This is a genomic window from Pseudoalteromonas sp. SG45-5, assembly GCF_014164085.1.
Taxonomy (GTDB): domain Bacteria; phylum Pseudomonadota; class Gammaproteobacteria; order Enterobacterales; family Alteromonadaceae; genus Pseudoalteromonas; species Pseudoalteromonas aliena.
Genome location: NZ_JACJEM010000004.1, coordinates 15,863 through 39,609, shown reverse-complemented (window position 1 = coordinate 39,609; position 23,747 = coordinate 15,863). Strand labels below are relative to the sequence as shown.

Sequence of the window (23,747 nt, the reverse complement as noted above, 5' to 3'; positions counted from 1 at the left end):
AAGATGCAAGGCACACTGCGTAAATTAAAATCGAGCTTAACCGATCCAGTACAGTACCACTTACCCGTAGGTGAGCACTTAGTAGACTTAAACGCACTAATAGGCAAAGAGCTTACACTTACCTTTAGCGGCACTATTTTGTGTTCTAGCTGCGGTAAAAAAACTAAAAAAAGCTATTCTCAAGGTCACTGTTTTGTCTGTATGCGCAAACTCGCTAGCTGCGATATGTGCATAATGAAACCAGAAACCTGTCATTACGATCAAGGTACGTGCCGAGAGCCACAGTGGGGCGAAGAAAACTGCATGATCCCGCACTATGTATATCTTGCCAATACCTCAGGACTCAAAGTCGGTATTACTCGTCATACACAAATACCTACCCGCTGGGTTGATCAAGGTGCAACTCAAGCATTGCCTATTTTCAAAGTACAAACTCGCCTGCAATCAGGTTTAGTTGAAGTAGCACTGGCTGAATTTATTGCTGATAAAACCAATTGGCGCAATATGTTGAAAGGCCAAAACGAAGCACTTGATTTAAAAGCAGCAGCGGCTGAGTTAATTCCACAAATTAGCGAAAAACTCAACGAACTAAGCGAGTTATTTGGTGCAACAGCAATAGAGCAATTAGATGAAGATGTGGTTGATTTAGGCTTTCCAGTCACCGAATACCCAACAAAAATCAGCTCATTTAACTTTGATAAAGACCCCGTTGTAAGTGGTATTCTACAAGGCATTAAAGGCCAGTACTTAATTTTCGAAAAAGGCGTTATTAACATTCGTAAATTTACGTCTTACGAAGTAACGGTAGACTAAATGCTTAATCAATTTCCACAGTTGCTTATTGTTTATAACGAGCTTGAAATAGCGCACACACAACAAGAGCGTGAAGAGCACTTGCACAATGTTACAACAAACGATTTAGCTGATGTGGTTATACTTAATAAACGTGGTGAGTACTGCACTTTAAACAATACACCGCGAGAGCAGTTAAGCGCAGAGCAACTTGCTGTAATCACAACAAGTTACTTATTAAATGAAGGGCATTGTTGTTTAAGTAAAATAACGACCCTGACCGTTGAGCAGGCATTTAACTTACTTGAGCTATAAAACGCGGCACAATTAAATCTCAGTAAGCACTTTTATATGCGCTACAGCACTTCTACCCAACGCTGATAGCGCATAGCCACCTTCAAGATACGATATAACCCCTTTACAGCCACTTTCTTTTGTTACTTTACATAATTGCTCGGTAAGCCAAATGTAGTCATCTTCAACAAACTTTAGGCTTGCCATGTCATCTTCTAAGTGAGCATCAAACCCTGCGCTGATAAAAAGTAATTCGGGTTTAAACGCCTTTAATTTTGGCAGCCATTGCTGAGTAAACACGTCTTTTAAATCGTCGCCATTACTGGCTATTGGCAGCGGTGAATTAACTATGTGACTATTATTTTTTACTGCCGTATTAGGGTAAAAAGGATGCTGAAATAACGAGCAAAGCAACACATTTTCATCATCGGTAAAAATATCTTGTGTGCCATTACCGTGGTGTACATCAAAGTCAGCAATCGCAATGCGCTTAACTCCTTTGCTTTGTGCATACTTAACGGCAATAGCTAAGTTATTAAACACACAAAACCCGGAGGATGACTCTCTATTAGCATGATGACCCGGTGGGCGCACCGAACAAAAAGCGGCATCGAGTTTATCCGCAAGTATTTCATCAACCGCTAACAACCCAGCACCTACTGCACGCTCAATTGCTTTAAACGAATCGGGGCATAACCAAGTATCACCATCTAAATTAGCGAGCCCCTCGGTAGGGAGTGTGGTTTCTACGTGTTTAACAAGTGCTTCGTCATGGGCAAGTAAATAATGCTCTCGCGCTGCTTTAGGAGCTTGCAAATGCGTTAAGCCGACATCTACACCACTGGCAAGTAATCGGTCGGTTATAGCATCTAGACGCTCAGGGCACTCGGGGTGGTCGTCTATCATTTTATGCTTACGGCAATGAGGATGAGAAATAACAGCGGTACGCATAAAAAGTCCCTTACAAGGTGTAAAAACTTAATATAGCAAAGCCACCGACAGGTGGCTTTGCTACTTTGGTGTATAGCGAGATTAAATTACTACTTTGCTTTTAGCTGTAGGTTTCTAAAGTCAAAGCTAAAGTCGGTTACTTGTGTTGATACTGCGCGCATTTTAGCGCCGTTAACTCTATTTTTTGTGTCCATATCAAAAGTTATGAACGCATCAGCTTCTAGCAATTTTTCGTCCCATTTAACAATGAATGTATTGCCCGTGTAATGCTCAAGCGTGCCTTTTAAGCGCTTAGTATGCGTAAAATCAATACGTAATTTACTGTCAAGCTGCTCAACAATGACGTCGCCATACCAATCATCATGTAATGTTCCTGTGTAATTAATATTTGGTAATTGTGGCTGATAATCAGCGGGCGCTTCTGGAGATGCATTAGCGTACGCTTTTTGTTTTCCTTCAAAATGTTTTTTAGCTAAGTCTTCAACCCAATCTTTATCTTCAAGGTTAAGTGCATCTTCTAGCACTTCGTGTGTAACCGCCGAAAGCGCGCTAAAAGCTTGTTGGTTAGATAAAATAACAATACCGAGTTTTTTCTCTGGTAGCAGAGTTACTTGCGATACCATTCCTAAAATACCACCACCGTGGCCTAACTTTTTAAAGCCGTGGTAGTCTTCTATACTCCAACCTAACCCATAGCCTCTAAATTGCTGATGATATGATTCAAACGCACTTTTAGATGCAATAGACGTAATATGTGGATGCCACATTTGCGTTTGCTGTTGCTCACTAAAGAGCTGCTCGCCATTTGGCATTTTACCACCTGATAATTGTGTACGAAGCCATTGGCTCATGTCGCTTACGCTTGAGGCAATTGCGCCTGCGCCTCTAAAGTCCTCAAGATAGTTCACAAAAAATGGATGAAGCATGCCATCCATAGGAATATGGCCTGTTGCCCAGTTAGTGTTACTTTTTGGAATACGTGAAAAGCCTGCGCGTGAATTATCCATATGCAGCGGCTGTAATATATTTTTTTCGATGTAATCGTTCCAGCTCATACCCGATACACGTGCAACCACTTCGCCTGCGGTAACAAACATCAAATTGTTATAAGCATATTTACTACGAAAGCTGCTCGCAGGTTTTAAATATTTTAATCCAGCTAAAATTTCATCAACGGGCTTATCCGTGCTTGGCCAAATCATTAAATCGCCTTGCCCAAGCCCGAGCCCACTGCGATGGCTTAATAAATCACGAATACGCATTTCGCGTGTTACATATGAGTCGTACAATCTAAATTCTGGTAAGCGGTCAATAACGCGGTCGTCCCAACTTAATTTACCTTCATCAACCAGCTTAGCCAGTGCAGCGGAAGTAAACGCTTTCGTGTTTGAAGCAATACCAAATAAGGTGTCTTTATTTACTTTTTTATTGGTCTCAAGATTAACGACACCAAAGCCTTTGGCAAATATCACTTTATCGTTTTCAACGATAGCCACCGCCATTCCAGGCACGTCAAAACGCGCCATTGACGCCTTGATCACGTTATCAATTTTGTCGGTGTCTACTTGTGCCAAGCTATTAAAGGCAGTGCCAGCTAATAAAGCAATTGTGGCTAGTTGGGTTAATTTCATATCAATCCTATTTATTATTGTTGATGTACGGCAAACTCAAGGGCTGCGCGTGCTTGATTGGTATCGCTTTTTTGTGGACGATTTAATATAGCATCACTGTATGCTTTTGGTACGCCGGCTTCAAGTGCTCCGCGATGAACATGCTTTATGTACCAGTCATATGGGAGCACATCGCTGTCGTGCGTATTTGCTATATAACAATGTGCGTTTATTGTCTCACCTGTTAATAGCGTTGGGGTTATATCTACGCAGTCGTAGCCGGCGCCTTCAATGCCATCTAAAATGATTTTTTCGGCATCACTAATCTCATAAATAACACCATAAACTAGTTCATCTTTTTTAGCGCTTGGGCAAATACTGCACTTACCTGAGCCATCTTTAAATAACATGTCAAACGTAAGTTCATATCCTTTAAGAACCGCTGTTCCAACTCGTTTAGCATTAGGTAAACGCGCTAATAAACGATTAGATGACATATTAGAGCCAAACGAAAAATTATAGAGCGGCATGTTATCTCCTGCGCTTTTTAAATAAGTTAAATAACCTGAACTCTGGATAATAAATCTATCTCAAGCAGCTATTTTCAGCGCTAACTATGTTGAATTTACTTACAATAGGCCCGCTATTGATGCGTAAATTCGCCTTGTTTTCACTGAAAATCTCTGGCTAGAGAAAAATAAATTTAAATATCATTATGATTCAATACATTAGTAAATATCTTAACCAGAGTTCAGGTTAAATAACAACACGTATCGCCAGAGCAATTAAAATAACGCCAATTCCACGGTCAAACCAGTAGCCACGCTGTTGGAAAAACTCTCTTACACTCGCCTTAGAAAGCACCATTGAAAGCATTGAAAACCACGCCCATGTAGCCAGCGCCATGTACACACCGTAACCTACCTGCACGTTAGTCGGTGTGGTTGGGCTAATCACTAGCGTAAATAACGACATAAAAAACAGCGTTGCTTTTGGGTTTAACGCATTTGTTAAAAATCCGCGTCTGAAGGCAAGCCACACTGGTTCTTCTTGAACTATTTTGTTTTCAACCTCATCTTCAGCGCTTGCAGGCGGTTTTGCCGCTTTAAGCGCTTGTACGCCCAAGTAAGCTAAATAGGCACCCGCTACATATTTCAACGCCATAAACAAACTAGGTGATTGCGTTAAAATAAGCGCAACACCTAAAACACAATATGCAATGTGCAGTAAAATAGCAGCGCCAACACCTGCGCTTGTCCACAGTGCGTTACGCCGACCTTGTTGAACACTTTGCTTAAGTACTACAGCAAAGTCGGGACCAGGGCTTGCTACAGCAAAAAAATGGGCAATAACAATCAGTAAAAACTCATCTAAGTAATCCACAAGTACCCTTACTAGTTTGGCGAATATGCTAATAGCAGCGGATTGGCCGAGTTATTTACTAATTCTTTAATTTCTTTTTGAGCTTTTTTAAATTGACTGCGCAGATGTGGCTTTAAATGTTTTTTAGAATTCTTATCGTTTTTAAAATAACTAACAAGTGCATGCATAAACACAGTATGAGTTTCACTTAATTTAGCCTCACGATTAGCGTATGGGTTATAGCACGAGCCGCAACCGCCTTTAAACTGATACACAGTGTTGCTCATCATCACGCCAAACCCTAAAAAACAAGCAAGTGCATCAGCCGCTTGTGGTAAGTATTCTTTACCTCCTGGCGGTAACACGCCAACATGATGAATAAGTATAGTGGCCAATGTACCTGCATAACTTGCCACTAAATCCTGCGGCTGGTTAATCTGATTTGGATTAAAAGAAACGCTCACCATATGGCTCGGTGGCACAATTAAATGACTGCCTTCGCCACGTATTTTATCGCTAAATTCAAAATGTGGAAAAACTTGTGGTTGTAATTGCTGCGGCGCAACAAGCTGAATCGGCCATGCGCTCATACCCGCGTAATTAGTAACGCGAGTAAAAACATTCGTCGCCATTTCTTCAATACTTGATACCGAATCTGGAAAAAACGCAGCTGTTGGCAATACAATTTGGGTTTGTTTAGTAAAAAACTCAACATCAAAATTTTCGACAGCCCAAATAAACGTATCAATAAGCCATTGCTGCTCTTGCGCTTCTAATAATGGTGCTGATTTAAATAAAGCTAACATAATGTGCTCTTTTAATTTTAGTTTAATTATTCTTGTTCAAGTGCCCAGTCCCACGCTTTGGTGTTATAAAGCGGCACTGTCGATAGCGCATGATGATGACTGCCACTTGATTCTTTAGTTGAATACGATAAATACAATAAAGTACGATTTTTAGCATCGTAAATACGACGTACTTTTAACGATTTAAATAGAATACTTTTAGATGATTTAAATACAACCTCGCCCGATTTACTGCGATCAATTGCTTGAAGTTGATCTGCGGTAATCGGTCCGGTTTGACGACACGCAATAGACATATCTGACGGATCAGAAAAATCCAAATCAGCTTCTATATGGCTAATATGGCACGTAACCCCTTTAATGATTGGATCTTGCTGAGAGTTGACTACAACATCTTTAGTCGTAAATAACCCTAGACTTACCGATGCGACATCATCAGAGCAAGCACTTAAGGCAACAACAGCCCCCACAAGTACAGTCAAATGTTTAATTTTTTGTAGTAGTTTCATACATATCCTTAATCAATATATCGACAATTGAGTGCCAACCTAAATAAGCAAGGGTTCACTTATTGGCTTTTATACTAACATCAAAAATTAATACGACTAAATTAGTTTAAAGCAAAGATTTTAAATAACTCAGGGTTTAGTAAGCCCTGTTGTATTGATACAATTAACCCATGCCCATGTTGTAATACATAATAGGAAACGTCTAAATGCCGCACATTATTATTGAACACTCAGAAGACCTCCCTGTTTTGCCACAAGTTCTGGTAGAAAAAATCCATAGCACCACTTTCGAAAGTGGTTTGTTTGATTTAGAAACCATAAAAACACGTGCCATTGCTTATCAGCAATATCAACTAGGTGCAGGTAAAGAAGGGTTTATTCATATTGCAGCGCACATAATGGCTGGACGTTCCATAGAACAAAAGCAAATGCTAAGCGAGCGCTTACTTTCGTGCTTAAAAACCTATTGCAGAGAATCAGACAGCTTAAGCGTAATTATTTATGATATTGAGCATGAGATATATCGTAAAAATTAGTTTGCTATACCCACTCACTTAATTAAGCGTTCTATTTTTTAGGTAGTAAAACTTTATCGATGGCGAGGCAAAAAAAATTTGATTTAGTTGCTCTAAATGAGAAATTTAACGCAGTTAGCGCCAAGTTTGGCACCTCAAAATGATATAAGTATTATTGCGGATTGGCACTGTACAAAGCACTCTTTGGATCACAGCGTTTAGCTAAACGCTGTGATCCAAAAAAGTAGAGAAAATTTAAAAAATTAATCCTAAAAGTTCAACAAAACCTAGTTTATTCATCATCATCGGAGCCGTTAATACGCTCCAGTCGTTCTAATTCTTCTTCTCTGGCCGCTTGAATTTCTTCTAAAACAGAATCAACGTCAGCATTTTCACTATCGTCTTCAAACTCGCCAGTAAGTATAGAATTAGGTGTTAAATTAGCTTCTTCAAATAACGCCCACATTTCTTTAGCGTATTGTGTATGTAACAAAGCCGGTGCAAATTCACCGTAATAACGGCGCATATTATTTACATCTCTGGCAAACATAGCCTCAGCACTATTGTTTGCAGAGGCATTAACCGCTTGCGGTAAATCTATAATAACGGGCCCTTTATCATCAACTAAAACATTAAATTCAGATAAATCACCATGTATAATGCCCGCACACAACATCAACATAATGTAGTGCATCATTAACTTATGTTGTGCAATCGCTTCTTCTTGCGTCAACGTTACATGGCCAAGTTGAGGTGCAACATCGCCAGCATCATCAGAAACCAACTCCATAATTAACACACCATCCATACAACAATATGTTTCTGGAACTCGTACACCCGCATTAGCTAAACGTGATAAGGCATCAATTTCAGCATTTTGCCAAATCTCTTCCTCTAACTGTCGACCATAGCTTGAACGCTTCCCCATAGCACGGGCTTGGCGACCACCACGAACTTTTCGCCCTTCTTGGTACTGGGCTGCTTTTTTAAAACTACGTTTAACAGCATCTTTATAAACTTTAGCGCAACGAATATGCTCGCCACAGCGAACAACAAAAACATCGGCTTCTTTGCCGCTCATTAATCGGCTGATAACCTCATCAATTAAACCATCATCAACGAGAGGTTGTAGGCGTTTTGGTATTTTCACAGGTTCCCTGCTATATAGGATTGGTTATTAATCATTATTGTATCGAGTATGCTCTATGTATTTAAATGTGACTTAAACAGGATATCATCTTTGAGAATTTAAGAAATAATTAACAGTAAAAGTGATTCAAAAAATTATCACATAACAATCTGTTTATTATAAGACTAAGACAGATTTAAGACTGAAAAAAATAGTTTAGTTAATTAGCTTTTACCTCAAAACTTGTGTCAAATTTAATCAGCAACATCAATACGCCTTAGCTGTAAAGTTTATATCTTGTTAGGACGTGTTGACCTTTGTGGATTGAAATTCATTCAATCTATGGGCGATTTAATCGCGGCGTGAGGTTTGTATAATCAAGACTGATTAAATCTGAAACGATTTTTTCAAGAGAGCGACTCTCACCAAACTTAGCAAGTTCAACTAATATATTTTGACTAAAGACTTTACTCATCAACTGAAAGTCATACTTGGATAGGGCAATATTTTTCATAAGCAACTAAGTAAAAAACACTCCATTTAATTTACTCTTTTAGAAGAGTATCTCAATAGATAAAATAAATTAGGTAATTATTGCATCATTTCAAATTCATTAATATTATTAAAAGTAGCACAGGGTATTTTCTGTTAGTAGGTATTTACTTGGAAAGTTTGTAAAAGTGGTGGCCCCTCCCAGACTCGAACTGGGGACCTAACGATTATGAGTCGTGTGCTCTAACCAACTGAGCTAAGGGGCCAACTTTATATAACTGAAACAGTTAATTTTGAAACGTTTAATCACCTGAGTGACTAAAGTGGACTGCAGTATAAAAACTTTTTAGGGGCTTGTCACTACCAAAAACATTTATTTTAACAATCAGTAAGCTAACTGCTTAAATAGTAAACTTTCGGTGGGTGTAAATATTAAATTTACAAAACTTAGAGCGAACGGTGAAGGTGTGGACTGATTAAAATTACGACCCGCTAATAAATTCAATTTACCTCTAAACTTAAAAATCGTCATTTTCAAGTCACAGCGACTTATACAGCGGGTTGAACAGTATTATTTTTTAGCAATAATATAAATTGCATGTATCAGTCCTGGGAAATAGCCTAACAAGGTTAGTAAAATATTTAACCAAAAATGTAAACCTAAGCCTACCTGTAAAAACACACCCAGCGGCGGCAATAAAACAGATAATATTATACGAATGATATCCACGATAAAACTCCATTTAAATTAAGTATTAATACCAATTTCATTAAAAATATGACCTTCTATTACATTAAATAGCTCACTGATTTAATGTAATTGGTATAAAAAACGTAAAACCCAGCAATGCTGGGTTTTAGCTGTACTGTGTTATTCAGCAACGATAGTTAACTCATCAACTACGTCACGAACATCTTCAGCATTTTTAGCAATTTTAACTGCTAGCTGTTTTTCAGCTTCAGATTCTACAGAACCATTAAGGGTTACTATACCGTTGTCGGTATCAACGTCAATATCGGTTCCGCCCACTTCTGAGTCAAACAGGAAGCGCGTTGTGATTACTGTGGTGATTTTAGCGTCAGTTAAGTCGTTATCATCATCGTTCATCATGTTTTTGTCTGTGTGTTTAGCATCCATGTTTTTAACAACAGTAAGGCTGTTGTCAACACCAGATACGCCGTCTAGGCTAAGTACAAGTTCTTCTGCTAGCTCTTTTTCTACTTCGCTATCAACTTTACCTGTAAGTACTACCTTGCCATTTTTTACATCTGTATTAATGTCAAAGTTGTTTAGATTAGTGTTCATAAGAAGAACTGTTTCTGCCTTACCATCAATCCAAGCATCTTTACTTTCGTTTTCCCAGCTGTTTGCTTGGGCACTCATAGCCGTAGAACCAAGAACTAAAGCCGCGATAATAGATTTGTTAAATGTTTTCATAATCTTTCTCCTTTTGATTAAAGACACTTTTATTAATGCGAACTTTAGGCCAACTTTATTTAATATTAAAAATCAATAAGTTAAGCTTAATGCTGATAATAATTTGATTATGGCTATGCCAGTATTTACAGACTTATCGGTAAAACTTTCTCAAATAGTAAAATTAGCTAGATAATTGCTGTTTTGGTTAATCTATCGTTAATATAACGAAATAAAAAAACGAGTTAAAAATTAACCCATTGATAATTAAAGTACTTATAAGTGGTATGTGATTTGCAATCAAACTAACAAGAGCAGCATCAATAGCGAATATAATAAGGAATGCCCATGTCTGTAAAAGTTGAAGACCGTCCAATAGAGCAAGTGCGCGAACAAGTCATTGATCAATTAATTTATAATTACAGTCATGGAATTATTTCTGTTGATGCATTTGAAAGGCGCTTAGATAAAGCGATGGATGCATCTAATAACGAAGCCCTACTCGCCTTAGTAGAAGATTTAACACTTAATACCGATCAGCAATACAAAGCCGAAAAACAATCGCAGTTCACACCACACTACAGTGCACAGCAAAACAGTGATGATGACTTTACGCTACGCAGCATCTTGGGCTCTAACGAGCGAAGTGGCCAATGGGTTGTGCCAAAAAATATTTATCTAAGCAATTTTATGGGTTCGGTGGTACTTGATTTTACTGACGCTATTTTTGCTCATCAAAATGTGACTATTCACGTTAATTGTATTTTTGGCAGCGATGAAATTTACGTACCGGAGCATGTAAACGTAGTGTCTAAAATGTTTTGTATTTTAAGTAGCCTTGAAAATAAATCGATATCGCTCAATAAGCGCCAAGGACCCACTATTCATATTGAAGGAAGAGCAGTGTTAGGCTCTGTTGAAGTAAAAATTAAACGCACCATAAAAGAAAAATTTATAAGTTTTGCTAATGAGCTAAAAACCCAGCTGGGAGCTGGTAATAATCGTCAATAATATTGAGTATGTTTAAGCACCGTAATTTACGGTGCTTAGTATAAAGCTACAAATCATTATTTCTTTCACTGGGGATATCACTTAAATACTCGACAAACTCTACTTCAAAACCCGCCGGATCAACAAAGTAGACGTTTTTTCTAAATGGGTTGTCACTGCCATCCTTACTTATTACAAAGCCTGCTTTATTTAAACGTATTATTACCTCATCTAGGTTATTAGTTACATAAGCAAAGTGCGCAAAACCCACCTGATGACCCGATAGGTTTCTGTTTTCACCTTCACCATGATCGCTTATTGCTATGTAATGGGTGTCATCGCCAAAGTGTACCCAGCGTCTGGGCTTTCCATACCAAGTACCCTCGCCTTCACTTCTAATTGACCAATTCGGAAAGACGGCTTGATAAAATTTAAGCATGCTCTCAATATTATTAGCGACTAAATTAACGTGCTCTAAATACATAATGTGTTCCTGTTTATTAATTTAGGCACACGATAAAACCTCAAGCTAACTTTAGGTAAAGTGTTATTTTTAGTTTTTTATTTTAAAAGCAGCATCCCCTCTAAATATTTTAATAAATACACTAAACTTTCAATGTTGTATAAAAAACAAACATAAGTATTTGGGGTTTATTGTTTACTTTATGTCAAAAGTCGCTAAAATACGCCGGCTGAAATATATAAACGTTCTTTTACAACCCAAAGGTAACTCCATGCATCCAATGTTAAACATTGCGGTTCGCGCTGCGCGCAACGCAGGCAAAATTTTACTTCGCGCAAGTGAAGATTTATCAAAAGTTGAAGTGCAACAAAAAGGCGCTAACGACTTAGTAACTAACATTGATAAAGAAGCCGAAGCCGTAATTCGTGACACTATTTTACAGTCTTACCCTACTCACTCTATTGTTGGTGAAGAATTAGGTGAGCATAAAGGCAAGGATGATGATTACCAATGGATTGTAGATCCTATCGATGGAACAACTAATTTCATCAAAGGCATCCCTCATTATGCGGTTTCTATCGCACTTAAAGTTAAAGGTCGTTTGGACCAAGCTGTTATTTATGATCCAATTCGTGGTGAACTTTTCACTGCATCTCGCGGCCAAGGTACTCAACTTAATAGCAAACGCTTACGTGTTAGCAAAACAACGGTTCTTGCAGGCACTGTACTCGCGACTGGTTTCCCTTTCAAAAACAAAAACCACATGGATGCATACACCGAAGCGTTTAAAGCATTATTTGTGCACACTGCAGACATTCGTCGTGCGGGTTGTTCTGCTTTAGATATGGCATATGTTGCAGCGGGTCGTGTTGATGGATTTTTTGAAATTGGTTTAAAACCGTGGAACTCTGCTGCGGGCGAACTAATGGTTAAAGAGGCGGGCGGTATGGTTGTAGATTTCGCTGGTGGCAATAACTATAACCACAGTGGCAATATCATTTGTGGTTCACCAAAACTGACTCAAGCAATTATTCGTGAAATTCGTCCAGTATTAACTGAGTCGTTACTTCGCTAATTTAATGCGTTTAATAGCATGCTAAAAAGGAGCTTGGGCTCCTTTTTTTGTGCCTAAAAATAAGGGTTGTCGAGTTTAATTTCAACAGTATCAGCTTTACTGTAAGGCAAGTTATTTATCTCTTTGGCAAAGTACTCATTAAACAACGCATCAAACTCTCCATTTTCTTGCATTATTTTTAATCCTTTTTCAATTGCCTCTGCAAGCTTTGGTTTACGCTTTGACACAAAGTAATAAAACCCCGTTGGATAACTAATATATAAATTAGGTACTATCATCAAGTTGCTTTGCTTATTTGCCTCTAACTCTGAATTAACTTCTATAAATGAACGCGGAAAATAATCGATACGCCCTCTGCTGGTTAATGTAAACATCGCTTGATAATTTGCAAGTGGCCTTACATGCAGGCCATTAAAAGCCATTATTTTGGTATCAGGCCAATCATGCCCTTGCACAGCAGAAAGCTTACTAAGCTGCTCTATGGTATTAATACCTTTAAACCTAGTTAAGCTATCTTTACTGGTCAATAATGCTCTTTTGCCTATGTAGCCTTTAAATAAGGGTATTTTAATCGCTATGGCTAATGATTCTCGCTCAGGACTACTCATACTCCAATATAAATCCAGGCTTTTTGTATCAAGCGCAATTAAAGTCCGTTGCTGGTGTGGGTGAATGAGTACAGCGCGAATGTCAGCAGGGTATTGTGCGCTAATAAGCGCTTTTGCAAGTAGTTCATTGAGGTAGTCATCACGGGCATATTGTACGCGCTGCTCTTGTGCAATATGTACGATATTAACCTCGTTTGCTATCGCGCTACACGCAAATAAACTTATCGCACTAATTAAATACTTCAATGGCAACATAGTTATCATTTTAGTTATCACCTATGGTTTTAAATCGCCCTTTTATTAGTTGTTAAGCGCACTACTGCGGGGGCTGGCCTTCTGCGTTTACATATAAAAAGATAGCTATGGCGATATCGTTTGGCTTCTTTTTTAGCATCCGTTGCTAATGCAGCGACTTGATGACTATTTTTACACTGCTGTAAATCAGGTTCCACTAAGCCTATCGATAAAGTAAGTAAAGGTACAAATTGCTTTTCGCCTTCGCGATTTGTTGCCCAGTACCCTTTATTGTTTATATGCTCTGGTGTAAAGAACACTCTCGACTGCAGTTCAAATTGTTCAATAATAGTATTACAAATAGCGACCGCGTCGGTTTGATCAAACACAACCATAAAGTCGTCGCCGCCAATATGTCCTACAAAGTTAGCACTGTTTGCGCAAGCTTGCACGGTTACATCCGCTAACAGCTTGATCACACTGTCGCCACTGGCATAGCCATATAAATCATTAAATTGCTTAAAATGGTTTAAGTCAATGTAAGCTAGAGAAAACTTATCTCTGTTTCGCAATCTCTGCTCGATTGTTTCATTTATTGCCACATTGCCAGGTAACATCGTTAACGGGTTAGCATGCTGGGCGTGACGAATTTTTTCTTCTGTTATATGTTTTAAAATATCTCTAAGTGGCGCTAATCCCAAATACTTATTATTGCGTGTAATCACAATATGACGACGAATATCAAAATCTTGCTCCGTTATTTGCTGGCTCACCGTATCTAGTTTTTGATTTTCGTCGACAACCAATGGATGCTTATCCATTAACGCTGTCACTGGGCGCTTATCGTAAAGCGCATGGCCATAAGGTGCCGCAAACACTTCGGTTAGTTGATCTTTGTGTAGTAGCCCCACAGGCTGACTTTGCTGGTTTAATACCGCGATACTAATAATCGATTTATCCTGTTCAAATAGCTTATGAGCATCTTTACAGCGTGTTTCACTGCCAATTTGAGCTTGTGTGAGGTTTAGCAATCCTATTGCCATAGATTGATCAAATTGATCTTTTTCCTTTAGTGTAAGGGCTTGTATTTGTTCTGATCTAAAATCGTAACTTGGTTGCTGACTTGGCTTTTCGAGTAAAAAACCTTGTACATTTTTAATACCTAAACCCTCGACTAATGCCAACTCTTCAGGACGCTCAATCCCCTCCGCAATCACAGAGGTGTTAGTTGCTCTAGCCAGCACGGTAATTGATTTTAAAAACTCTTTTTTAACCTCACTTTGATCGCAGTAATCTATAAAGTAACGATCTATTTTTACATAGTTGGGCTGTAGCTCTGACCACTGCTTTAGCCCTGAATAGCCAGCTCCCAGATCGTCTATCGCTATGGTAAAACCCAGCTCTCGATAATGCGCGATAGTTTTTAACAACAGGAAACCGTCGTCTACTTTTTCTTGCTCCGTCACCTCTATCACTACGCGATTGGCCGCTAAACCAAATTGTTCTATTAAGTGCAGGGTTTCTCCTTTGGGGTGGCACGGATCGAGTAAAATTTTAGGGCTTACATTCAAAAACAGTTTTCCTTGCAGGGCCAACTTTACAAAATTTTCGATTGCTTTGGAGCGGCATAGCAATTCAAGTTCAGAAATCAGTCCATGTTCGTGAGCAACTGCAAAGAGCTTATTTGGCATCTCTAAAGGACTATTTTTAGGCCCTCGACTAAGGGCTTCGTAGCCTAAAATAGTTTGATTAGATATATCAAAAATAGGTTGGAATAATGTGGTTATTTCACCGTTATCTAAAATATATTCTAAAACTTTACGTTGCACAGTCACTGCTAGGCCCAATTATAATTATGATAAGAGCGACAAAGTAACAATCCTGTATGACCGTTATATGGCAAATAGCCAAACAACAGATAATAAAAAACCGCTAAAGGAGCGGTTTTTTTTATAAAGCAGTTACAAATCCATTACGGCATAGCGTCTTGGTCTGCGCCTTCTTTTTCAATTACTTCTGGTATTAAATCTTCTTTGCTTACACCCATTGCAAGGGCAATAGAGCTGGCAACATAAATTGAAGAATAAGTACCAATAAACACACCAAACAGTAATGCAGTTGCAAAACCGTGGATAGTTTGCCCGCCCCACGCAAACAAGGCAATCAATACTAAAATAGTGGTGATTGATGTTACAAGCGTACGGTTAAGTGTTTGCGTAAGTGAAATATCAATAATTTCAGCTGTATCGTCGATGCGTACTTTACGGAAGTTTTCACGAATACGGTCCGATACAACAATAGTATCGTTAAGTGAATAACCAATTACCGCAAGGATTGCCGCTAATATAGTTAAATCAAACTCTAAACCTAATATAGAAAACAAACCTACAGTAATAATAACATCATGTAATAGTGCACCTACCGCACCAACAGCAAAGCGCCATTCAAAGCGAAATGCAACATAGATCAAGATACAAATAAGCGCAGTTAACATGGCCAGGCCACCCTGCTCTTTTAAGTCTTCACCTACACTTGGGCCAACAAACTCAATACGGCGCATTACTACGCTGTCGTCTGCTTTTTTAAGTGCGTCGATTACTTGGTTACCAATTACTTCCGCTTTTACATCACTGCCGCGTGGTGCTAATCGAACCAGAATCTCTTGGCTTGAACCAAACAGTTGTACCGATGCATCAGCAAAACCGTTATCAGCTAGCGCATCACGTACTTTTTTAAGATCAGCTGGCTGTGAAAAACCAACTTCTACCGCAGTACCGCCGGTAAAATCTAAACCAAAGTTTAAGCCTTTAACAAAAATTGATGCAAACGACGCTAAAATTAATAACGTCGAAAAGCCCATAGCCACTTTTCGAAGAGACATGAAACGAAGGGTTCTACTACCCAAACTTAAAATTTGCATGTCTGCTCCTTAAATAGAAAGTTTTTCAATGCGTTTACCGCCAACAAATAAGTTGATTACCGCACGGGTACCAACAATAGCTGTAAACATTGAAGTTAAAATACCAATCGCAAGTGTAACCGCAAAGCCTGCTATTGGGCCGGTGCCTACTGCGAACAATATAATGGCAGCGATTAATGTAGTGATGTTGGCATCAAAAATAGTGCTAAAGGCACTATCGTAACCAAAATGAATCGCCTGTTGAGGGCTGCGGCCATCGGCCAGCTCTTCACGAATGCGTTCAAAAATAAGCACGTTAGCATCAACAGCCATACCAACTGTTAGTACAATACCGGCAATACCTGGCAAAGTAAGCGTAGCACCTGGAATTAACGACATAACACCTACAATCAGTACTAAGTTAGCCGCAAGTGCAAGGTTTGCCACCATACCAAAGCCTTTGTAGTACACAAGCATAAACACCAGTACAAACGCAAAACCAAGTGCAACCGCAGTCATACCTGCTTCAATGTTTTCTTGGCCTAAGCTTGGTCCTACCGTGCGTTCTTCAACAATTTGAATTGGCGCTACAAGCGCACCAGCACGAAGTAGTAAACTTAAGTTATGCGCTTCAGCAGGGTTATCAATACCCGTAATACGGAACGAGCGATCAAGGCGAGCTTGAATTGTTGCTACGTTTATTACTTCTTCTACCTTAATAGGTGGAAGTGCTTTACCGTCTGCATCTTTTTTACCTGATGGTTTGTATTCAATAAATACCGTTGCCATACGCTTACCAATAGCGCGTTTGGTAAAGGCATTCATTTTTGCCCCACCTTTGCTATCTAGCGAAATGCTTACTTGTGGACGTTGATATTCATCTGCGCCAGATTGCGCACCAGTAATATGGCTGCCTTCTAGGATAATGCGTTTTTTAAGTACAACAGGGTAACCGTCACGACTCATGATCATTTCAGTACCTGGCGGAATACGACCTTGAGCAGCCGCGCTCACATCTGCGTTTTCGTCTACTTCACGAAATTCGAGCGTTGCCGTCGCACCTAAAATTTCTTTAGCGCGGGCTGTATCTTGAATACCTGGCAGTTGAACAATGATACGCTCAGCACCTTGGCGCTGTACGTTTGGTTCTGCAACACCAATTTGGTTGATACGGTTACGAATAATCGTTTCATTTTGCTTAATAGCGTAATCACGAATTTCTTTGAGTTTTTGCTCACTCATTGTCGCAAAAAACGCGTTATCGTTGCTGCTATCATCAATATAAACGTTTAGTGGGTAGCGAGTCTCCAAGAAGTTTTCTGCTGCTTCTTTATCGGCCTCGGTACGCATTTCTACACGCATACGCTCAGAGCCAGCTACACGGCGAACACTGCGGTAACGTAATTTTTCTTCGCGCAGGTCACTACGAAAATCTTGTTCCATTTGCTCAAGTTGGTTATCAACCGCTGTTGCCATATCGATTTCCATGGTGAAATGTACACCACCACTTAAATCAAGACCTAGCTTCATTGGGTTACCACCAACCGCTTTTAACCAAGCTGGTTGAGCAGGTGCCATATTAATAGCAGAAATATAATCATCGCTTAACGAGTCACGCAGTAAATCTTGCGCTTTTAGCTGTTCTTCAACATTTTTTAAACGAACTAAAATTTGCCCATCTTCAAGTATTGTCGATTTAGCGGTTACATTATGTTTTTTTAAGATTGCGTTTACTTTGTCTACAACACTGAGATCGACATCAGCGCCTTTAGCACCTGAAACTTGTATAGCCGGATCGCGACCATACAAGTTTGGAGAGGCATATAAAAGGCCAATGGCTACCACAGCTAAAACAAGTAAATACTTCCAAACTGGAAACTTGTTTAACACGGGGTCGTCCTTATTATTTTTATAGTGACTTCATTGTGCCTTTTGGCAATACTGCAGATACAGACGATTTTTGTACTGTTACTTCTGCTTGTTCATTTAAAGAGATAACGATGAAATCTTTATCTTCAGAAATCTTAACGATTTTACCGACCAAGCCACCTTGGGTTAGCACTTCATCACCTTTTGCCATCGCATTCATCAAGCTTTTGTGCTCTTTAACACGGTTCGCTTGTGGACGATAAATCAAAAAGTAAAAAACTAAACCAAAAATAGCTAACATAATTAGCATTTGCATAGTTCCGCCGCCGGCTGCTGCTGCGCCAGTACTTGCTTGTGCATTTGAAATAAATAAACTCATGATACTTCCTCTATAATTTTAAAGTTTAATTTTTTATATCAGCCAGCTCTGGCACTTCTTGGCCTCGGCGAGCATAAAAATCTTGTACAAATTCTTCTAATTTACCTTCGCTGATCGCGTTACGTAAACCTTCCATAACACGTTGATAGTAACGTAAGTTATGAATTGTATTTAGTCGAGCACCTAAAATTTCATTACACTTATCAAGGTGATGTAAGTAGGCACGCGAATAGTTTCCACAGGTATGGCAATCACACTCTGGATCTAATGGTCCGGTGTCTGTTTTATGCACAGCGTTACGAATTTTAACAACGCCCGTGGTAATAAATAAATGACCGTTACGCGCATTACGCGTTGGCATAACACAATCAAACATATCAATACCACGACGCACTGACTCAACTAAATCTTCAGGTTTGCCAACCCCCATTAAATAACGAGGTTTGTCTTCTGGCATTTTAAACGCACAATGATCAAGAATATTCATCATTTCGTTTTTAGGTTCACCTACAGATAGGCCACCTAATGCATAACCATCAAAACCAATTTCTTCAAGACCGGTTTGTGATTGTGCACGTAATTCTGGGTACATACCACCTTGAATAATACCAAATAACGCAGATGGATTGTCGCCATGCCCTTCTTTTGAACGCTTAGCCCAACGAAGCGATAACTCCATAGAGTCTTTAGCTTCTTTTTCAGTCGCAGGATACGGCGTACATTCGTCAAATATCATGACAATATCAGATCCTAAATCACGCTGTACTTCCATTGATTTTTCTGGCGACATCATAATTTTTTCACCGTTAACAGGTGAACTAAACAGCACCCCTTCTTCGGTAATTTTACGCATAGCACCAAGGCTGAATACTTGAAAACCGCCCGAGTCAGTTAGAATTGGGAAGTCCCAATTCATAAAGTCATGTAAATCACCGTGTTGTTTGATGATTTCAGTACCTGGGCGAAGCATTAGGTGAAAAGTATTCCCTAAGCAAATTTGTGCGCCCGTTGCTTTTACTTCATCCGGCGTCATACCTTTAACAGTACCGTAGGTACCTACAGGCATAAACGCGGGTGTTTCTATTACACCACGGTCAAAAATCAAGCGGCCACGGCGCGCTTTTCCGTCTGTACGGTCTAATTCAAATTTCATATCATCCTCAATGTCAGAAAAACAGTCCAACAAGCTATAATTTAACCGCTCGATTCTACCCTTTTTGCTAAGTTAATACTATTAGCTACGGTAAATTCGATGCTGATTTACTATCGTAAACACAAACCCCAACAATGTGTTGGGGTTTGTAGTTATTTTTACTAAAAATTTAATATTTACGTGTTAAAAACATCGCATCACCGTAACTAAAAAAGCGATATTGTTGTTCAATTGCGGTGTTATAAGCCCCCATTATGTTCTCTTGGCCGCTAAAGGCACTCACTAACATAATAAGCGTTGATTCTGGTAGGTGGAAATTAGTAACCATGGCATCCACTACGTTAAACTGATAACCCGGATAAATAAATATATCGGTATCGCCAAAGTAAGTATCGAGCTTGCCACCATGTATTTTTGCAGCAGATTCGAGTGAACGCATTGACGTTGTACCAACAGCGATCACTCGCCCACCGTTTGCTTTAGTTTGTGCAACGGCGTCTACAACATCTTGTGGTACTTCAATGTATTCTGAGTGCATTACATGTTCGTCAATCGTCTCTACACGCACGGGCTGAAATGTCCCCGCGCCAACATGCAAGGTAACAAATGCCATTTTTACGCCTTTTTCTTTAAGCGCAGCCATTAGTTGCTTATCAAAATGCAAACCTGCTGTGGGCGCTGCAACAGCACCTGGTTTTTCACCGTAAACCGTTTGATAGCGCTCGCGGTCGGCTTCATTATCAGGGCGATCAATATAAGGTGGTAATGGCATATGCCCAATGTCATTTAATATATCGAGCACATTTTGGCTATGATCAAATTCAAGTTCGAATAAGGTGTCGTGACGCGCCACCATTATTGCTTTAGCTTTACCTTCGAGGATCACTTCGTTACCAGGCTTTAATGACTTACTTGCTCTAACATGCGCCAACACGCGATGCTCATCAAGTACACGCTCTACTAAAACCTCAACTTTACCACCCGATGCTTTTTGGCCAAACATACGCGCAGGGATCACTCTGGTGTTATTAAAAACTAATAAGTCATTTTCATGAACTAATTCAAGTATGTCACTAAAAACCTTGTGCTCAATCTCGCCACTTGGGCCATCAAGCTTGAGTAAGCGGCTACTCGTTCGATCCGTTTTAGGAAAGCGAGCAATTAATTCATCAGGTAAGTCAAAGCTAAAGTCAGCCACGCGCATAATTGGTTATCCACATCATTTAAAATCGCGCCAAGTGTATATCTATCGTGTATTAAGCTCAAGAAATCAGCCTAATTTCGGTGGATTTAAAGGTATTTGGCAATAGCTGCGGCTACTATTTTGTAGTTAGACGCTGTTTAAACTAAATATGTTCTAATCACTCTGTAACATTTGTAATTATGTGCACTCACACATGCGCCTGCGTCTATAATGATCTACTGTGTATAAAAACAAGGGAAATGTGTAATTTCAACCTCAAAAATCCAATAGTGTCTATACTTAGAGTCAAATCTTCTTGTTCTTGTAAAGAAATGTCATTACTCTAACTCGGTTAAATAATTATAAGTTTTTGTAGGGGTAATAATACGTGGCAAAACGGCTTAAGTTGCTAATATTAAATGCAAGTAGTGCTGAGCGCCGCACTATTCGTGCCACTTTAGATAGCTTAAATGTGTTTACTTTTATTGAAGTCCAAGACAGTCAGGAAGCCTTAAAAATCTTAAAGCAACAACCTGTAGATATTATTATTACAGGACTGAATGTAGGTAAAATTGATGGCTGGCGTTTTTCTCGAATGATCCGTTCTGGTTTATTAAAAACCACAAAAAACACACCTATATTACTCACTCCCCCTATTTACTGTGAGCGAATAGCCGAAACGACCGCCCGTAGCTATGGTATTGATGCGGTACTGCCTTTTGAGCATCAAGATATGTTGCCACAAGTTTTGGCTAATGTGCTTTCAACACACTTAGAAAAAAGCAGCCGCCTAAATCTATTACTATTAGAACCTCAGCAAAGTAAAGCCAATGATATTAGCGAACAACTCAAACTAAACTTTGCAATTACTCATGTAACCACAAGTAAAGAGGCGCTTAGTGCTTATTATCAGCAGCAGTTTTCAATTGTGTTACTCGATGCAACAGCAAACAGGGCTGAAATATCAAGCATATTAGTAGAAGATATTTTACAGCATAACCCTAAGCAAGCGATTGTAACGATTATAGATAACGCAGATGCTGACTATGCAGAACAGCTTTTGCTGTCAGGCGTTACCGATTTTATCCGCGCCCCCTACGACCCTTCATTTTTGAACAAAGTATGTGATCACGCAGCACGCCGAGAAGATTTTATGGTGAGTTACGCTGAGTTTGCCAACAAAGTTGAGCAATTAAGTTTGAGTGAAGTAAAATACAAAGAGTTATTTTCAGCTCATCAACGTATTTTATTGCATTTAAATACGGTTGTCCTTGAACTAGATCAACAAGGCCTTATTCGCTTCATTAACCCAGCATGGGAGACTCTCAGTGGCTTTGGCGTGAAGTATTCACTGCAACGCTCACTCACTGATTTTTGTACCAATGAATGCCAGCAAAAACTACAAAATACAGTAAGCAATATTCTCCATGGCGGTGATCAGCAACAACAAATTGAAATAAAAATAAATCATAAAAATGGGAATGAAATTTGGGTTGAATGCAGGCTTCAGCTGATTAAAAATAGTCGTAATAATGCGACAATTACTGCAACAATCGATAATATCCATGAACGAAAACAAGCAGAATTACAGCTGCGTCATTTAGCATTACACGACACATTAACGGGACTGCACAATCGCTATTATTTTGATCAACAACTTAACCAAATTTGCTTGCCTGATAAGACTCATACTAATATTGAACACGCATTGATCTATATTGATCTTGACCATTTCAAAATAATAAACGACAGCAAAGGGCATCATCAAGGCGATGTTGTTTTAAAAGAAGTCGCTGAGCTTTTTAAAGATAATATTGGTGGTGATCATTTAGTTTGTCGTATTGGTGGCGATGAATTTGCCGTAATACTAACAAATATGAACTTGCTTGAGGCTCACTTAGTAGCAGAGGGAGTGTGCAGTGCAATAGAAAAACATGCATTTATGTCTGGCGACCAAGTTTATACTATAAGTTGCTCTATTGGTTTAGCTCAAATAACATCAAAAAATTGTGATCCTAATGAGTGTTTAAAACAAGCCGACATTGCTTTATATATTGCTAAAAACTTAGGTCGTAACTTAGTTCACTGCTATTCAAAAGAAGATAAGCAAAACAATACATTACAAACAGGTTTAGAGTGGGGCCATGAAATTCGCCAAGCATTACAGCAAAATAATATAGAGCTTCACTATCAGCCTATATGGGACTTTAAAGAGAATAAAGTAGCCTATTTTGAAGTTCTACTGCGCTTAAAACTCAATAATAAACTCGTATATCCTGACCAATTTATTCCTTCTCTTGAAATGCTAAACGATACTTTTTTGATGGATCAATGCGTTATACGTAACACCGTTTCTTGCGTTGCGAAACATCCAGAATTAAAGCAAGTTGCTATTAACTTATCTGCTCAGTCTTTTTTAGATGAACGATTATTACCGCTTATTGAATCAAATTTAGAAAAGTACCAAGTATCTCCTACCCGTATTATTTTTGAGATTACTGAGTCAGCAAGTATAAATAATTTAAAAGCAACGCGTAAAATGATCGAAAAGCTGAATAACCTAGGCTGCCACTTTTCAATAGATGATTTTGGTACTGGCTTTAGTACGTTTAACTATCTAAAACAACTTCCCGCACAGCATGTTAAAATTGATGGCTCCTTTGTACGTGATATGCTAAATGATCCTATTGATTTAGCTCTAGTAAAAGCAATCAATGACATAAGTAGCTCTCTCGACAAACTCTCTGTAGCTGAATATGTTGAAAATAAAGAGATCTTTTATGCACTAAAAGAGATTGGCGTAGATTATGGCCAAGGCTACTTTATAGCTCGTCCAATGCCCATCGAAAAAGTTAAAGGTGAGCTTGAAAATATTTTAAGTAATAAAGTTTTTTATCAACAATCACCTAGCTAATAATCCGTAAAATTAAACAATTTTAAGCATTTTATTGCTGTCATTATTGTCTTTATTGCCTATACTCTACTCACAACCCAGAGAATGTCATGCTGTTTAATGG

The 23,747-nt window shown here is 39.0% G+C and carries 23 protein-coding genes and 1 tRNA gene; 6 read left to right on the top strand and 18 right to left on the bottom strand.

All coding sequences use genetic code 11. The annotated features are described in order from the left end of the window. The first annotated feature begins 3 nt into the window (after positions 1 to 3). Together H5119_RS01785 and H5119_RS01780 are read left to right on the top strand one after the other, a co-directional pair. Positions 4 to 813: a DUF2797 domain-containing protein gene (locus tag H5119_RS01785; RefSeq protein ID WP_182700975.1), complete on the top strand. Its 810-nt coding sequence runs from the start codon at positions 4 to 6 to the stop codon at positions 811 to 813. Then, on the top strand, positions 814 to 1,107 hold the full coding sequence (locus H5119_RS01780) for a DUF4144 family protein (protein WP_182700974.1): 294 nt from the start codon (positions 814 to 816) through the stop codon (positions 1,105 to 1,107). A 12-nt stretch (positions 1,108 to 1,119) separates the two neighbouring features. On the opposite strand, the gene H5119_RS01775 is transcribed toward H5119_RS01780, so the two are convergent. The 6 genes from H5119_RS01775 to H5119_RS01750 all read right to left on the bottom strand — a co-directional run bounded on the left by H5119_RS01775 (position 1,120) and on the right by H5119_RS01750 (position 6,324). Next, positions 1,120 to 2,037 carry a histone deacetylase family protein gene (locus H5119_RS01775; protein WP_182700973.1) on the bottom strand — a complete coding sequence of 306 codons (918 nt, stop codon included), beginning with the start codon at positions 2,035 to 2,037 and terminating at the stop codon, positions 1,120 to 1,122. Positions 2,038 to 2,126: 89 nt separating this feature from the next. Continuing rightward, entirely contained in the window at positions 2,127 to 3,668 is a 1,542-nt protein-coding gene (locus H5119_RS01770) for a serine hydrolase (RefSeq protein ID WP_182700972.1), read from the bottom strand. A 14-nt stretch (positions 3,669 to 3,682) separates the two neighbouring features. Next, the gene (locus H5119_RS01765; RefSeq protein WP_138586627.1) at positions 3,683 to 4,177 is read right to left on the bottom strand and encodes a gamma-glutamylcyclotransferase family protein; all 495 of its coding nucleotides are present in this window, start codon (positions 4,175 to 4,177) and stop codon (positions 3,683 to 3,685) included. A gap of 226 nt (positions 4,178 to 4,403) precedes the next feature. After that, complete coding sequence (locus tag H5119_RS01760) at positions 4,404 to 5,030, bottom strand: LysE family transporter (protein ID WP_182700971.1); 627 nt, start codon at positions 5,028 to 5,030, stop codon at positions 4,404 to 4,406. Between the two features lie 11 nt (positions 5,031 to 5,041). Next, positions 5,042 to 5,815 carry a hypothetical protein gene (locus H5119_RS01755; protein ID WP_182700970.1) on the bottom strand — a complete coding sequence of 258 codons (774 nt, stop codon included), beginning with the start codon at positions 5,813 to 5,815 and terminating at the stop codon, positions 5,042 to 5,044. Between the two features lie 26 nt (positions 5,816 to 5,841). Beyond that, positions 5,842 to 6,324, bottom strand: coding sequence for a CreA family protein (locus tag H5119_RS01750; RefSeq protein ID WP_077536860.1), 483 nt, complete (start codon positions 6,322 to 6,324; stop codon positions 5,842 to 5,844). 206 nt (positions 6,325 to 6,530) lie between these two features. Between H5119_RS01750 and H5119_RS01745 the strand changes: the two genes are divergently transcribed. Continuing rightward, positions 6,531 to 6,860 (top strand): 5-carboxymethyl-2-hydroxymuconate Delta-isomerase, encoded by a 330-nt coding sequence (locus tag H5119_RS01745; RefSeq protein ID WP_077536859.1) that lies wholly within the window; start codon positions 6,531 to 6,533, stop codon positions 6,858 to 6,860. Between the two features lie 271 nt (positions 6,861 to 7,131). Here H5119_RS01745 and H5119_RS01740 read toward each other — a convergent pair whose 3' ends face one another. From H5119_RS01740 to H5119_RS01725, 4 genes are all read right to left on the bottom strand, one after another. Beyond that, positions 7,132 to 7,989, bottom strand: coding sequence for a PA4780 family RIO1-like protein kinase (locus H5119_RS01740; RefSeq protein WP_077536858.1), 858 nt, complete (start codon positions 7,987 to 7,989; stop codon positions 7,132 to 7,134). Between the two features lie 660 nt (positions 7,990 to 8,649). Then, a tRNA-Ile gene (locus H5119_RS01735) sits at positions 8,650 to 8,726 on the bottom strand. Positions 8,727 to 9,031: 305 nt separating this feature from the next. Then, the gene (locus H5119_RS01730) at positions 9,032 to 9,190 is read right to left on the bottom strand and encodes a YqaE/Pmp3 family membrane protein (protein WP_008166086.1); all 159 of its coding nucleotides are present in this window, start codon (positions 9,188 to 9,190) and stop codon (positions 9,032 to 9,034) included. A 141-nt stretch (positions 9,191 to 9,331) separates the two neighbouring features. After that, positions 9,332 to 9,898: a BON domain-containing protein gene (locus H5119_RS01725; protein WP_077536856.1), complete on the bottom strand. Its 567-nt coding sequence runs from the start codon at positions 9,896 to 9,898 to the stop codon at positions 9,332 to 9,334. 327 nt (positions 9,899 to 10,225) lie between these two features. Here H5119_RS01725 and H5119_RS01720 point away from each other — a divergent pair, with 327 nt between their 5' ends. Next, positions 10,226 to 10,888: a LiaF domain-containing protein gene (locus H5119_RS01720; RefSeq protein ID WP_182700969.1), complete on the top strand. Its 663-nt coding sequence runs from the start codon at positions 10,226 to 10,228 to the stop codon at positions 10,886 to 10,888. A 46-nt stretch (positions 10,889 to 10,934) separates the two neighbouring features. On the opposite strand, the gene H5119_RS01715 is transcribed toward H5119_RS01720, so the two are convergent. Next, positions 10,935 to 11,351, bottom strand: a complete 417-nt coding sequence (locus tag H5119_RS01715; RefSeq protein WP_138584117.1) for a VOC family protein — start codon at positions 11,349 to 11,351, stop codon at positions 10,935 to 10,937. 250 nt (positions 11,352 to 11,601) lie between these two features. On the opposite strand from H5119_RS01715, the gene suhB reads away from it, so the two are divergent. Beyond that, complete coding sequence (gene suhB, locus H5119_RS01710) at positions 11,602 to 12,405, top strand: inositol-1-monophosphatase (RefSeq protein WP_002957826.1); 804 nt, start codon at positions 11,602 to 11,604, stop codon at positions 12,403 to 12,405. A 53-nt stretch (positions 12,406 to 12,458) separates the two neighbouring features. On the opposite strand, the gene H5119_RS01705 is transcribed toward suhB, so the two are convergent. From H5119_RS01705 to queA, 7 genes are all read right to left on the bottom strand, one after another. Further along, positions 12,459 to 13,268 (bottom strand): ABC transporter substrate-binding protein, encoded by an 810-nt coding sequence (locus tag H5119_RS01705; protein ID WP_182701012.1) that lies wholly within the window; start codon positions 13,266 to 13,268, stop codon positions 12,459 to 12,461. A 29-nt stretch (positions 13,269 to 13,297) separates the two neighbouring features. Next, on the bottom strand, positions 13,298 to 15,082 hold the full coding sequence (locus H5119_RS01700; protein ID WP_182700968.1) for a bifunctional diguanylate cyclase/phosphodiesterase: 1,785 nt from the start codon (positions 15,080 to 15,082) through the stop codon (positions 13,298 to 13,300). 137 nt (positions 15,083 to 15,219) lie between these two features. Beyond that, on the bottom strand, positions 15,220 to 16,167 hold the full coding sequence (gene secF, locus H5119_RS01695) for a protein translocase subunit SecF (RefSeq protein ID WP_077536852.1): 948 nt from the start codon (positions 16,165 to 16,167) through the stop codon (positions 15,220 to 15,222). Positions 16,168 to 16,176: 9 nt separating this feature from the next. Further along, a complete protein-coding gene (gene secD / locus H5119_RS01690; protein WP_182700967.1) occupies positions 16,177 to 18,036 on the bottom strand; it encodes a protein translocase subunit SecD in 1,860 nt (619 codons plus the stop codon). A 19-nt stretch (positions 18,037 to 18,055) separates the two neighbouring features. After that, positions 18,056 to 18,394 (bottom strand): preprotein translocase subunit YajC, encoded by a 339-nt coding sequence (gene yajC, locus H5119_RS01685; protein WP_007375993.1) that lies wholly within the window; start codon positions 18,392 to 18,394, stop codon positions 18,056 to 18,058. 25 nt (positions 18,395 to 18,419) lie between these two features. Next, on the bottom strand, positions 18,420 to 19,547 hold the full coding sequence (tgt, locus tag H5119_RS01680) for a tRNA guanosine(34) transglycosylase Tgt (RefSeq protein WP_182700966.1): 1,128 nt from the start codon (positions 19,545 to 19,547) through the stop codon (positions 18,420 to 18,422). A 169-nt stretch (positions 19,548 to 19,716) separates the two neighbouring features. After that, the gene (queA, locus tag H5119_RS01675) at positions 19,717 to 20,751 is read right to left on the bottom strand and encodes a tRNA preQ1(34) S-adenosylmethionine ribosyltransferase-isomerase QueA (RefSeq protein WP_182700965.1); all 1,035 of its coding nucleotides are present in this window, start codon (positions 20,749 to 20,751) and stop codon (positions 19,717 to 19,719) included. Positions 20,752 to 21,118: 367 nt separating this feature from the next. Between queA and H5119_RS01670 the strand changes: the two genes are divergently transcribed. After that, the gene (locus tag H5119_RS01670; protein ID WP_182700964.1) at positions 21,119 to 23,644 is read left to right on the top strand and encodes an EAL domain-containing protein; all 2,526 of its coding nucleotides are present in this window, start codon (positions 21,119 to 21,121) and stop codon (positions 23,642 to 23,644) included. The last annotated feature ends 103 nt before the right edge of the window (positions 23,645 to 23,747 follow it).